This is a genomic window from Hymenobacter metallicola (genome assembly GCF_004745645.1).
In the GTDB taxonomy this organism is placed as follows: Bacteria; Bacteroidota; Bacteroidia; order Cytophagales; family Hymenobacteraceae; genus Hymenobacter; species Hymenobacter metallicola.
The window spans coordinates 2,014,546-2,026,824 of the sequence record NZ_SRMB01000001.1 but is presented as its reverse complement, the minus strand read 5'-3'; the positions used below and the strand labels follow the sequence as shown (position 1 = coordinate 2,026,824).

Annotated in this window: 11 protein-coding genes; 3 read left to right on the top strand and 8 right to left on the bottom strand. The window is 57.2% G+C overall.

Going from position 1 to position 12,279, the window contains the following annotated elements:
* Positions 1–11 precede the first annotated feature (11 nt).
* The 6 genes from E5K02_RS08550 to E5K02_RS08525 form a co-directional block, all read right to left on the bottom strand.
* Positions 12–791 carry an MbnP family protein gene (locus E5K02_RS08550; protein ID WP_167856326.1) on the bottom strand — a complete coding sequence of 260 codons (780 nt, stop codon included), beginning with the start codon at positions 789–791 and terminating at the stop codon, positions 12–14.
* 113 nt (positions 792–904) lie between these two features.
* Positions 905–1,282, bottom strand: coding sequence for a hypothetical protein (locus E5K02_RS08545; protein ID WP_135393986.1), 378 nt, complete (start codon positions 1,280–1,282; stop codon positions 905–907).
* Between the two features lie 82 nt (positions 1,283–1,364).
* Entirely contained in the window at positions 1,365–1,892 is a 528-nt protein-coding gene (locus E5K02_RS08540) for an NADPH-dependent FMN reductase (RefSeq protein WP_135393984.1), read from the bottom strand.
* Positions 1,893–2,047: 155 nt separating this feature from the next.
* Positions 2,048–2,803, bottom strand: a complete 756-nt coding sequence (locus tag E5K02_RS08535; protein WP_135393982.1) for a succinate dehydrogenase/fumarate reductase iron-sulfur subunit — start codon at positions 2,801–2,803, stop codon at positions 2,048–2,050.
* A 123-nt stretch (positions 2,804–2,926) separates the two neighbouring features.
* Positions 2,927–4,861: a fumarate reductase/succinate dehydrogenase flavoprotein subunit gene (locus tag E5K02_RS08530; RefSeq protein WP_135393980.1), complete on the bottom strand. Its 1,935-nt coding sequence runs from the start codon at positions 4,859–4,861 to the stop codon at positions 2,927–2,929.
* A gap of 21 nt (positions 4,862–4,882) precedes the next feature.
* On the bottom strand, positions 4,883–5,554 hold the full coding sequence (locus E5K02_RS08525) for a succinate dehydrogenase cytochrome b subunit (RefSeq protein ID WP_135393978.1): 672 nt from the start codon (positions 5,552–5,554) through the stop codon (positions 4,883–4,885).
* 229 nt (positions 5,555–5,783) lie between these two features.
* Here E5K02_RS08525 and E5K02_RS08520 point away from each other — a divergent pair, with 229 nt between their 5' ends.
* Together E5K02_RS08520 and fabD are read left to right on the top strand one after the other, a co-directional pair.
* Positions 5,784–8,660: a T9SS type B sorting domain-containing protein gene (locus E5K02_RS08520; RefSeq protein WP_135393976.1), complete on the top strand. Its 2,877-nt coding sequence runs from the start codon at positions 5,784–5,786 to the stop codon at positions 8,658–8,660.
* 118 nt (positions 8,661–8,778) lie between these two features.
* Complete coding sequence (gene fabD / locus E5K02_RS08515; protein ID WP_135393974.1) at positions 8,779–9,666, top strand: ACP S-malonyltransferase; 888 nt, start codon at positions 8,779–8,781, stop codon at positions 9,664–9,666.
* A 96-nt stretch (positions 9,667–9,762) separates the two neighbouring features.
* Here fabD and folK read toward each other — a convergent pair whose 3' ends face one another.
* Positions 9,763–10,248 carry a 2-amino-4-hydroxy-6-hydroxymethyldihydropteridine diphosphokinase gene (folK, locus tag E5K02_RS08510; protein ID WP_135393972.1) on the bottom strand — a complete coding sequence of 162 codons (486 nt, stop codon included), beginning with the start codon at positions 10,246–10,248 and terminating at the stop codon, positions 9,763–9,765.
* Positions 10,248–11,120: an alpha/beta hydrolase family protein gene (locus tag E5K02_RS08505; protein WP_135393970.1), complete on the bottom strand. Its 873-nt coding sequence runs from the start codon at positions 11,118–11,120 to the stop codon at positions 10,248–10,250. Before E5K02_RS08505 ends, folK begins: the two co-directional genes overlap by 1 nt.
* A 161-nt stretch (positions 11,121–11,281) precedes the next feature.
* Between E5K02_RS08505 and E5K02_RS08500 the strand changes: the two genes are divergently transcribed.
* Positions 11,282–12,262, top strand: a complete 981-nt coding sequence (locus E5K02_RS08500) for a polyprenyl synthetase family protein (protein ID WP_135393968.1) — start codon at positions 11,282–11,284, stop codon at positions 12,260–12,262.
* Positions 12,263–12,279 lie beyond the last annotated feature (17 nt).

The following is a 12,279-nucleotide window of genomic DNA, read 5'->3' as shown; positions in this document are numbered from 1 at the left end:
GCGTCAACAGCTTAGTTGGCGTGCACATGGTCGATACGGAACATGCCGGCGGCGTAATTATCCGCCAGCTTCACGGCTGAGGCGCCCGGCATATGGGCTCCCGGGAAGTCGGCAAACCGCACGGTCGTCGGGCCGGTCAGAATTTTCAGCACATCCACTTTCACGTGCACTTCCGGGCTGTGGTCCGCGCGCACCAGAATTTTGGTTGCTGCCGGCAACGCCGGAGAAACTGTCCGAATAGCATTGTTGGGCTTTTTAAAGCCCCCGACGTGGAAAAGGAAGGCCCCAGAGCCCGCCTCCGGTGACTTTCCTTCCAGCTTCATGAAAATATAGCCCGTGTCCCAGGACCAAAACATGTCGCTCGGGGCCAAGGCTCCCTGCTGCACCCCCGACATATTGCGGGCGCTGTCTACCCCGATAGTAAAGGTCAGGCTGGTATAGTCGCCGGTTGGGATATCCTTGAGGGCCAGCAGCTTGGAATCAGCTTTTGCCGCATCGACTAGGTAATAGCTGTTGGGCTGTACGTAGGTAGTGCCATCCTCTTTAGTAAGCTTGATATTGGAAATATAGTAGCGAAAGGTGGTCACCGAAAAATGGTCCCCACTGGGAGTCGTATAGTTAGGGGTAGCCGCGTTCAAGACCAACGCATTGGCTCCTACTACGTGGTCTAATTCGATATCAACTTCGCCGGTAGTAGCAACAGTAGGGGTAGGTTCGGAGCTTTCTTTCTCGCAGCTCGTGAGAGAAATGGCCATAGCAGCTAGGGCCAGTAACAGACTGGAAATTTTCATCTTCTTCAAAACAGGCGTACAACCAAAAGGCGGGCTCTGCCGCCCACGTTTTACTGCTACCAGAACGAGCTACCAGCCACCACAGGACGTAGGGGCGGATGCTGACTCTGGAATCAGGCCTGAGAAGGAGGATGAAAAATGCTGTGCGCCGGCGTAAAGGAATAGGGGGCTATAGTAGCCCGCCCAAACCGGACGGCTGATACGCGCACCGCTACGGGCTGAACCAGTAGGGCCCGGACGGGCAACACGGCGTCGTACTTGACTTTGGCCCAGCTGCCGGCCGGGGCTTTGCTGTCGGCTGCGGCGGCCTTGCGGAGCTTTTTCGCCAGGTGGCACTTGCCGTTACAGTGCAGCTGGGGCCGGTCTTTATTCACGCAAAATAGCTGCGTGATACGCTCTTTGTGCACCTGGTAATCCACTACCACCAACTCCCGACTAAAGGTCTGGAGCAGAATCAGGGTGGTGAGAAGATACGCCAGAGTACGGGCCACGGCAGAGAGAAAAAGGGGGGTAGGGCAAATATACGGGCTTCTGAGGTACACCAGACCAGTTTGCCCTGCGCATCAACTTTGCTTAACTCGCTACGAGCTGCACGGCCTGGTCTTTTAGCAGCTGCAGGTATAAGGAGTTATCCAGCTCGCCGTTGCTGAGTAAGTATTTGTCGAGGCTGGGCAGGCGGACCCGGGCGGGTAGTACGGTTGTGCCCAGGTACATAAGGATGTCGGTCAGGTGGCTTAGGGCCAGAATGCCACCTTGCGAACCGGCGCTAAGCCCAACCAGGGCGGCCTGCTTGCCCCGGATGCCGCCCGGGTAGGGTAGGCCGTCAATAAACGACTTGAGAACTCCCGGAATCGAGCAGTTATACTCGGGAACAATAAATACCAGCTTGTCGGCGGCCTCTGCTTGGCGCACTACCTTGTTAAAGTCTTCGTGCTTGCCCATATTATCGTAGAGGGCCGAAGTGGTAAAGTCCGCGGGCAGATCAGCCAGATCCAGAATTTGGTACTCTGCCCCCAGCTCTTCCAGCAAAGCGGCGTAGATATTGGCAATGCGGCGCGCCCGGGAGGCCGGGCGGTTGGTACCAGCTATAATGGTAATCATTCGAAGAAGGGGACAAGAACAGGGCTGCGAAACTAGTGCAGTAAGTTGAAAAGCCCGCGGAATGTTCTGGCCTTACCGGGGAAGGGCACGTAGTAAAACGCAAAAGAGCGAAACGACGGGTCGTTTCGCTCTTCGCTACTGATCTGTAAACCAGGTTATGCCAGGTTGTTCGAGGTGGCCTTAGCCGACAGGAACTCGCGGTTCAGGATGGCAATATTTTCCAGGGAAATGCCGACTGGGCACTCCGCCGCGCATGAGCCGATATTCGAGCAGGCACCAAAGCCTTCTTTATCCATCTGGGCTACCATGTTTTCCACGCGGGTTTTGCGCTCTACCTGGCCCTGGGGTAGCAAAGCCAGCTGCGACACCTTAGCCGATACAAACAGCATGGCCGATGCGTTTTTGCAGGCCGCTACGCAGGCGCCGCAGGCAATGCAAGTAGCTGCTTCGAAAGCCCGGTCCGCAATGTCCTTCGGAATCGGAATCTCGTTGCCGTCTGGTACACCACCCGTATTTACGCTCACGTAGCCACCGGCCTGAATAATCCGGTCGAAGGCCGAGCGGTCTACGCTCAGGTCCTTGTTTACCGGAAAGGCATTGGCGCGCCAGGGTTCGATGGTGATGGTATCGCCATCGGAGAACTTGCGCATGTGCAGCTGGCAGGTCGTCGTGCCAGCCTCCGGACCGTGGGCCCGGCCGTTGATAAACAGGTTGCACGAACCACAGATACCTTCGCGGCAGTCGTGGTCGAAGGCTACCGGGTCGTCGCCGCGGCGCAGCAGGTCTTCGTTGAGAACGTCCAGCATTTCCAGGAACGACATTTCCGGGGAAATATCCTTTACCTGGTAATCAACAATTTGACCGTCGGCGTTGCGGTTTTTCTGCCGCCACACCTTCAGCGTAAGATTCATTGGTTTGGCATTCGGGTTACTTCCAGCCATGGTATTTCAAGGGAATTGAGTAGTGAGTATTGGGTAGTGAGAAGAGGAAACAACGCTTGGAGCAGCAAGGTGCTGCTCCAAACCCCGTACTCACTACTTGTAGCTGCGCTGGGTAAGCTTCACGTTTTCGAACTGCAGGTCTTCCTTGATCAGGACTTCCGGCTGGTTGTCACCCGTGTATTGCCATGCGGCTACGTATGCGTAGTTGTCATCATCCCGCAGGGCTTCGCCTTCCGGGGTCTGGTATTCTTCGCGGAAGTGACCACCGCAGCTTTCGTTGCGGTCCAAGGCATCGTCCACCATCAATTCGCCCAGTTCGAGGAAGTCAGCTACCCGGCCGGCTTTTTCCAAGGCCTGGTTCAGTTCCTCGCTAGTGCCTACCAGCTTCAGGTCGCTCCAGAAGGCCTGGCGCAGCTTCTGAATTTCCTGCTTAGCGTGGCGCAGGCCTTCGGCATTGCGGGCCATACCGCAGTATTCCCACATGATTTGGCCCAGCTGCTTGTGAAAATCGTCGGGCGTGCGGGTACCGTTGATGCTCAGCAACTGTTGAATCCGGGCCCGGACCTCCGCTTCTGCCTCGGCAAAAGCCGGGTGCTGGGTCGTAACGGGGGTAGGAGGCGTCTGGGCCAGGTAATCACCGATGGTATAGGGGATTACAAAGTAACCGTCGGCCAAGCCCTGCATTAGCGCAGAAGCGCCGAGGCGGTTAGCGCCGTGGTCGGAGAAGTTACACTCCCCGGTTGCATACAAGCCCGGAACCGTGGTTTGCAGGTTGTAGTCTACCCACAGGCCACCCATCGTGTAGTGCACGGCGGGGTAGATGCGCATGGGCTGCTCGTAGGGGTTTTCGCCGGTAATCTTGGCGTACATATCGAACAGGTTACCATACTTCTGGCTTACCCAGTCGGCCCCGTTGCGCTTGATGGCATCGGCAAAGTCCAGGAATACGGCCAGGCCGCTGCTGCCCACACCCCGACCTTCGTCGCACATCATCTTGGCGTTGCGCGAGGCTACGTCGCGCGGCACCAGGTTACCGAAAGCGGGGTACTTGCGCTCCAGGAAGTAGTCGCGGTCCTCTTCGGCAATGTCGCTCACGCGAATCTCGCCCTTGCGCAGGCGCTCAGCCGTGGCTTTCTCCTTGGGCACCCACACGCGGCCATCGTTACGCAGCGATTCTGACATCAGCGTCAGCTTCGACTGGTAGTCGCCCGATACGGGGATACAGGTGGGGTGAATCTGGGTGAAGCAGGGGTTAGCGAACAAGGCTCCCTTTTTGTGAGCCCGCCACGCCGCCGTAGCGTTAGAGTACTTGGCGTTGGTGCTCAGGTAGAATACGTTGCCGTAGCCACCGGTGGCCAGCACCACAGCGTGGGCCGAATGCTGCTGGATTTCGCCGGTAATCAGGTTGCGCGTGATAATGCCGCGGGCCTTCCCGTCGATAACCACGACATCCAGCATCTCCGTGCGGGTGTAGAGCTTTACTTTGCCATAGGCTACCTGCCGGCTCAAGGCCGAGTAAGCACCCAGCAAAAGCTGCTGGCCGGTCTGGCCCCGGGCGTAGAACGTGCGGCTTACCTGGGCCCCGCCGAAGGAGCGGTTAGCCAGCAGTCCACCATATTCCCGGGCGAAGGGTACGCCCTGGGCTACGCACTGGTCGATAATATTAACTGATACCTGGGCCAGGCGGTAGACGTTGGCTTCGCGGGCCCGGTAGTCACCACCTTTTACCGTATCATAAAACAGACGGAAGATAGAGTCGCCGTCATTTTGATAGTTTTTGGCAGCATTGATACCCCCCTGCGCCGCAATGGAGTGGGCGCGGCGGGGAGAATCGTGAAACGTGAAGGCTTTTACGTTGTAGCCTAGCTCGGCCAGAGAAGCCGCCGCCGAAGCACCGGCTAGGCCCGTGCCTACTACAATGATATCGTACTTCCGCTTGTTGGCGGGGTTGACGAGCTTGACGTTGAACTTATGCTTTTCCCACTTCTCGGCTATTGGCCCCTCGGGAATTTTGGAATCCAGAATCATCGGAATGGTCGAGGTTAGGATTTATTTGAAAAAGTAGAAGTACAAGGGCATGGCAGCAAAACCGGCCGAAACAATGACCGAGAAAGCATAGCCAACGAACTTGATAGCCGGCGTGTATTTGCGGTGATTCAAACCCAGGGTCTGGAAGGCACTGCGGAAGCCGTGAATCAGGTGGTAACCCAGGGCAATCTGGGCTGCAACGTACAGAATTACATACCACAGCTGCTTGAAGGAAGTAGCTACCAGCGTGTACAGGTCGTCGTTGTTGTTGATGTCCGGATCAAGCTCGCCGAAGCGGGCCCGGTAGAAGAAGTTGTACAAGTGTACTAACAGGAAAATCAGAATGATGGTGCCCAACAGGCCCATGTTGCGCGACTGCCAGGGGCTGTTCTGCTCGGCATGATTGCTTACGTAATTACCGCCACGAGCCGTCTTGTTGCGCTGGGTTAGCACAATGGACTCGTAGATGTGGAAGCCGAAACCCAGAACCAGCACCCATTCTACGGTGCGAATCAAGGGATTAGTGCCCATAAAATGGGAGTAGACATTAAAGGCTTGTCCACCATCATCTTTGAACAACTGCAGGTTGCCAATGAGGTGAACAACCAAAAAGGAGCACAGAAACAGGCCGGTGATGGCCATGATAATCTTGCGGCCGATGCTACTGGAAAATGTTTTACTGATCCAACTCATAGGAGCTACTGGTGGTTTTGAAACGGTCGGTTGTATCGGTCAAAGGTACATGCCGACCATGTACTAAACAATCAGAACCAGCGTTAACTGGGGTGGTGAATCAATCTTGGGTCAAACCCGTTAGAGATTACCACCACAGAAGCAACCCGGGGAAGCCATTCTTTGTTAGGATTCCGAAAGGTTTTTCACGACCTTCTTTTTCATCTCAGCTTACTAATCAATTTATTCTATGGACCTTTCTTTACCGCGTAGTGCCGGTAAGTGGGTGATAGTGCTGATGGTCAGTGCGCTAGCCTTATTAGGCTTGCCCTTTGCGGCCAAAGCAACCCACATTCGGGCTGGTGATATTCAGGCTAAGAGTGACACAACCTATCCTTTTGGGGATAAGCGCAATAACCCGCGACGCATCTTTTTTAAGATGGTCACTTATACCGATTCTCGGTCCACTGCAGACAGCGAGGAGATTACTATCTTTTATGGGGACGGGACCAGTAGCGGGCTGAACCGTATCAAGCGGTTCAGCAAGGTGCTGGTGACAGAGGACACGTACCGAAACGTGTATTATTTCGAGCATACCTACAATGCGGATCGCAGCTACGTGGTGAGCTATATCGGCGAAAACCGCAATACTGGGGTGCAGAATATGAGCGAGTCTCAGAATCAGACTTTCTACATCTCAACCCGCATCACCATCGACCCGGGCATCGGCATCAACCGCTCTCCCGTGCTTAATGCTCCTGCTATTGACAAGGCTTCCATAAACCAAGTGTTCTTGCACAATCCGGCTGGCTCGGATGCTGATGGCGATTCACTTTCCTACGAGCTGCGCGTCAGCCAGCAGGCCGGCTTTGTTGAGTCGACCATCGCCAACAACAACACCCCGATTGTTCGAACTACCACCGGGTTTGTATTTCCGCATCAGGTTTCTCCTCCCGGTACGCGGGTTCCTTATCTGAATGATCCGGGTGGGGAGGGCGCCATCTTCACCATGGATGCCGTAACGGGCCAAATGGTGTGGAACTCGCCTAATCGCCTGGGCGACTTCAACGTGGCCTTTGTCGTGAAGGAATGGCGCCGTACCGAGTTTGGTATCCGGCTGATCGGGGAAGTTATTCGCGACATGCAGATTGTAGTTCGCAGTACCAACAACCGGCGGCCAACGGTTAATATTCCCCAGGATATCTGCGTGGTGGCCGGGGTGCAGGTGCGTAAGAAGGTAACGGCCACTGACCCGAATAACAACCAGATAGAACTCTCGGCCTTTGGCGGCATGTTTGGGCGCCCAGTGGCCCCGGCTACGTTCACACAAACCGCGTTTGGCCCTTCGCCCATAGCCGAGGGCATCTTCCGCTGGACGCCCGAATGCACGGACATTGCCGCCCAGCCTTACTTAGTGCTCTTTAAGGCGCAGGACCGCCCTGGAAATGGGGAAACGGCGCTTATTGATGAAAAAGCCTGGCGCATCAGAGTCGTAGGCCCTAGGCCCGAAAACGTGCGGGCTCAGCAGAATCAAAACAATATTCTGTTGACCTGGAACCGTTACGCGTGCCAGAATGCCAGCAGTCTGTTGATCTATCGGAAAGAAGGGCCTGCTACCTTCCCGAACGATACCTGCCAGACGGGGATTCCGGCTTCCTCGGGCTACGTCCGGATTGCTACGCTCAAAGATGTATCGTTGCAGTCTTACCTCGACAACGGAGCTACGTCGCAGTTGCAGCGGGGTAAAACGTACTGCTACCGGATTTACGCCGAGTTTCCATTGCCGGCCGGCGGGTCTAGCCTGGCTTCGTTCGAAACCTGCGTCACGATGGAGGGCCGGCCGTCCGTGCTGACCAACGTGACTATTGACCGTACCGATCGTACTAATGGTAAGATAACCGTGCGTTGGACGCAGCCGGCGGGTACTGGCGGGTTCCAGCAGCCCTACGGCTACACGCTTTACCGCGGCCAGGGACAGAATGCTACCAAAGCTCAGTCGAAAGTAGTGAAAACCACCAACGACTTGTCGGACACGGTGTTCGAGGATTTGGGGCGTAATACCCTGGACAGCACCTTTACATACTTCGTCGATTTCTTCCAGAAAGACCCGACGGGAGTAGCCGCCCCATTGGTCGAGACTTCCGGTCCGGCCAGCACCGTGCGCCTGGCTGGGGAGCCCACGCCCGATGCCCGGCAGGTGACGCTGAGCTGGACGTTCAACGTGCCCTGGAAAAACACCGAACCGGGTTTGTACACCGCTATCTACCGGCGCGACCCGGGCAGTAACGCCTTCGTGCTGCTCGACTCGGTGCAGGCCGCTACTTCTTACGTCGACAACGGGACTAAGCGGCTGCTGACACCCGGTGCGCAGTATTATTACTACGTGCGTACCATTGGTACGTATAATGACCCGAAACTGCCGTCCCGCCTGAAAAACCTTAGTCAGGAGCTACCGGTACTGCTGGTGCCAATTCCTTGCCCACCGGTAGTTACTATCAAAAGTGACTGTGAGCAATTCAAGCAACGGGTGCTGAACCGGCCCGGTTACTTCCCCGCGCCCGGCGAAACCTACACCAACGAGCTGAGCTGGGAATTGAACACGGCGGCTCCTACGGGCTGTAGTACCAATATTGCCTACTACCGCATATTCTACCGCCGCACGAACACTCAGATCTATACGCTCATCGACTCGACCCGCGGCCCGGAAACGACCTACTCGCACACGGGCTTGGTAGAGCAAGCCGGCTGCTATAAGGTGCAAGCAGTAGGCGCCGTCGGCAACCGCCGGAGCGCGTTGAGTGAGGAGCGGTGCGTGGATAACTGCGTGGTATTTGAGCTGCCAAATATTTTTACGCCCAACGGCGACGGTATCAACGATACGTTCCGGCCCCGGGTAGCTTCGCCGTTGCGCAAAGTGCGCTTCCAGGCGTTCAACCGGTGGGGGGTGAAAGTATTTGAAGGCGACAGTGACCCCAATATCAACTGGACCGGCAATGCCACTTCCGGCGAACAAGGGAAAGGCATTCAGGTAACCGACGGGGTCTATTATTACCTGGCTGAAGTGGAGTTTGCCGACGCCAACGCCACCAAGATTACCTACAAAGGCTGGGTTGAAATAACGCACTAGCCTACGCAGGCATTCGGAGGGAAACCCGCTTTCAAGCTTGAAAGCGGGTTTTTTTATTCCTGTATCTTGCCGCCCGAAAACCACCTCTCTACTTGTTTCCCGCTTTTACTTTCCTTGTATGAAAGCAGTTATTTTCCCGGGTCAGGGCAGCCAGTTTACGGGTATGGGCCGCGACTTGTATGAGCAGCAGCCCGCCGCCCGCCAGCTCATGGACCACGCCAATGAAATTCTGGGCTTCCGCCTGACCGACGTTATGTTTTCCGGCACAGAGGAAGACCTGCGCCAGACCAACGTTACCCAGCCCGCTATTTTCCTGCACTCCGTGGCCCTAGCCACCGTGTTGCCCGATTTGCGGCCCGATATGGTAGCTGGCCACTCTTTGGGGGAATTTTCGGCCCTGGTGGCCGCCAAAGTGCTCAAGTTTGAAGATGCCTTGCAGCTGGTGGCCCAACGCGCCCAGGCCATGCAGGCCGCCTGCCAGGAACAGCCCGGCACGATGGCTGCTATTCTTGGCCTCGACGACGAGACAACCGTGCGTATCTGTCAGGAAATCACCCAGGCTGGTAACGTGGTAGTGGCGGCCAACTTCAACTGCCCCGGCCAGCTCGTTATTTCCGGTTCCCAGCGCGGTATTGAGTTGGCCTGTGAGCAGCTGAAAGCCGCCGGGGCCAAGCGGGCCTTGCCACTGCCCGTAGGCGGTGCCTTCCATTCGCCCCTGATGCAGTCGGCCGAAGCCGCCTTGGCCCAAGCTATTGAGCGGACCCAGTTTGCGGCCGGTAGCTGCGCCGTGTATCAGAACGTAGATGCAGCCCCGCACCGCGACCCGGACGAAATTCGCCAGAACCTGGTGCGCCAGTTGACGGCCCCGGTGCGCTGGACGCAAAGTGTGCAGCGGATGGTAGCCGATGGGGCGACGGAGTTTGTGGAGTGCGGGCCCGGTAAGGTTTTGCTGGGGCTGGTGAAGAAAATAGCGCCCGAAGCGGCCGGAAGCCCGGCCGCCGTATAACCTGTCACTACCCGCAAAGCGCCCTGGTAACGTTTTTACCAGGGCGCTTTGTCATTACTAATGGCTTGACGCCTGTAGTTTATAGTCGAAGGGCGCTTACCCTTTCAGCTTGCGTACAGCCAGCTTATCCGGACAAACCAACAGCAGTTCGGCCACCGTTTTGCTCAAGCCGGGGTGTACCACCTCGGCCGCAATTTCGGCCAGCGGCACCAGGGCAAAGCGCCGTTCCGGCAGCCGCGGGTGCGGCACTTGCAGCTGCGGCAAGTTCAATACAAGATTTTCGTAAAGCAGGATGTCCACGTCCAGGGTGCGGGCTCCCCAGCGGATGAGCCGCTCCCGGCCAGCTAGTTGCTCTACGTGCTGGCAGGCCGCCAATACATCGGTAGGAGGGAGGTGAGTGGCCAGCCGTACCGCCTGGTTGAGAAAGGCCGGCTGGTCTTCCACACCCCAGGCCGCGGTTTCGTACAGGCCCGATACGGCCACCACGGAGCCCGCCAGCTTACCCAGCTCGGCCACGGCATCTTGCAGAATAGCCTCCCGTTCCCCCAGGTTGCTACCGAGTAGCAGATACGCGGAACCCATCAGTGCGCCCGAAAAAAAGCAATGGTTCGGTCGGCAATGTGCTGGGTCAATTCCGGTAGCGTATCCTCGTCCCAGGGGTGCTTGCCCCCGAACATATGGCCTGCCCCGGGCACAATGACCAGCTCGGCGTCGGGCTTCCAGCTTTTCAGGTCGTGGGCCATCTGCACGGGTAGGGTTTCGTCCTGGTCGCCGTGCAGAATCAGCAGAGGCTGCCGCAGCTTTTCGCGCACGTTGCCGGGAATATCCAGGCGGGTTTGATTGGCTTCAAAGTCTTCCACCAGCTGGTAGTACAGGGGCATGCGCTGCTTGGTGCGCGCGTTGTCGATGTACTGCACCCCGTCCTGTTTCCACTGCTGCATCACGGTGTCGGACCAGCGTGGATTCACATTGTTGATGGGGGCCCAGGCGGCTACGGCCCGTATCCGCGCATCTTCAGCCGCCTTGAGCATCGCCACGCCACCGCCCCGGCTGTGGCCTACCAGGTATATTCGCTGGAAGTCGACCTCGGCGGCGGGCAGCACCGAAGAGGCCGCCGTGGTCAGGTAGTCGAGCAGGCTTCCCAGGTCGTCGAGTTCCAGCGTGAAGTTATTCCGGCCAAAGGCCTCCAGATCTTCCAGGTCGCCGGTGCCCCCGAGCACGAGGCCGTTGTGCGACATGTTAAGCTTCACAAACGCGAAGCCGTGGGCCGCGAAGTAGTCGGCCAGCACGTTGAAATGGCCCCAGTCCTTGAAGCCTTTGAAGCCGTGCACGAATACCACCACGGGCTTGGGCCGTCCATCGGGCTGAAAACGGACGTCGGCCGCAAAGGGCCGGGCGTGACGGGCAGAGGTGAGCAGAAACTCAACCGTAATGGGTAAGGCGGCGGCAGACATGGGCGTAGCGGGCTAGACAAAAGACAAAGCGGGCCTAAAGTAGGGGCAAAAACTCTTAGGCCCGGCTATTAGTTAGGAAACCGCCGTGCCGCCCCGTATCATTGCAGCGCTTTGAGCTGCTGCTGCGGCTTTTGGCCGCTTTGAGTTGCTCAAGCCCTTGCATGAAAAGTACCCTGGATGTCATACAGGCCCCCATTGCGGCCGAAATGGAGGAATTTGAACGCAAATTCCGCGCTTCCATGCAAACCAACGTGCTGCTGCTCGATAAAATCATGGGCTACATCGTGAAGCGCAAGGGCAAGCAGATCCGGCCCATGTTTGTGTTCTTCACGGCTAAAATTAGCGGGGGCGACCCGCTGCCCGAGGCTACTTTCCGGGGTGCGGCCCTCATTGAGCTCCTGCACACGGCTACGTTGGTGCACGACGATGTGGTAGACGAAAGCAACTACCGCCGCGGCTTCTTCTCCATCAATGCCCTGTGGAAAAACAAGATAGCCGTGCTGGTAGGCGACTACCTGTTGTCGCGGGGCATGGCCCTGGCCCTGGAAAACGACGATTTCGACCTGCTCAAAATCGTGAACAATGCGGTGCGTGAACTCAGCGAAGGCGAGCTGCTGCAAATTGAAAAGGCCCGCCGCCTCGACATCACCGAAGATATTTACTTCGACATCATTCGCCAGAAAACAGCTTCTCTGATTGCCTCTTGCTGCGCGGTGGGCGCCGCCTCCGCCGGGGCCGACAAAGCTACGGTGGAGCGGGCCCGGCTGTTTGGGGAAAAAGTAGGCATGGCGTTCCAGATCAAAGACGACCTGTTCGACTTCGGGACCGACGAAATCGGCAAGCCCGTGGGCATCGACATCAAGGAGAAAAAGATGACGCTGCCGCTGATCTACGCCCTGCAACAGGCCAGCTGGCTGACCAAACGGCGGGTAATCTTCAACGTGAAAAACAACGAGGGCCGGCGCGACCGGGTGCAGGCGGTTATCGACTTCGTGAAGGAGTCCGGGGGCCTCGACTACGCTATTACGGTGATGAAGCGCTACCGCGACGAGGCCTTGGCTATTCTGCACAGCTTTCCCGAGTCGGCCTCCCGTACCTCCTTGGAGCAGCTCATTAACTATACCATCGAGCGAGAGAAGTAACGACCCCCAGAGTTCCT

Excerpts from the sequence above, each read along its gene's own strand:
- E5K02_RS08525 (WP_135393978.1), bottom strand. The coding sequence starts at position 5,554 with ATGAGTTGGATCAGTAAAACATTTTCCAGTAGCATCGGCCGCAAGATT.
- E5K02_RS08550 (WP_167856326.1), bottom strand. The coding sequence starts at position 791 with ATGAAAATTTCCAGTCTGTTACTGGCCCTAGCTGCTATGGCCATTTCT.
- E5K02_RS08500 (WP_135393968.1), top strand. The coding sequence starts at position 11,282 with ATGAAAAGTACCCTGGATGTCATACAGGCCCCCATTGCGGCCGAAATG.
- E5K02_RS08535 (WP_135393982.1), bottom strand. The coding sequence starts at position 2,803 with ATGAATCTTACGCTGAAGGTGTGGCGGCAGAAAAACCGCAACGCCGAC.
- folK (WP_135393972.1), bottom strand. The coding sequence starts at position 10,248 with ATGGGTTCCGCGTATCTGCTACTCGGTAGCAACCTGGGGGAACGGGAG.
- E5K02_RS08520 (WP_135393976.1), top strand. The coding sequence starts at position 5,784 with ATGGACCTTTCTTTACCGCGTAGTGCCGGTAAGTGGGTGATAGTGCTG.
- fabD (WP_135393974.1), top strand. The coding sequence starts at position 8,779 with ATGAAAGCAGTTATTTTCCCGGGTCAGGGCAGCCAGTTTACGGGTATG.
- E5K02_RS08505 (WP_135393970.1), bottom strand. The coding sequence starts at position 11,120 with ATGTCTGCCGCCGCCTTACCCATTACGGTTGAGTTTCTGCTCACCTCT.
- E5K02_RS08530 (WP_135393980.1), bottom strand. The coding sequence starts at position 4,861 with ATGATTCTGGATTCCAAAATTCCCGAGGGGCCAATAGCCGAGAAGTGG.
- E5K02_RS08540 (WP_135393984.1), bottom strand. The coding sequence starts at position 1,892 with ATGATTACCATTATAGCTGGTACCAACCGCCCGGCCTCCCGGGCGCGC.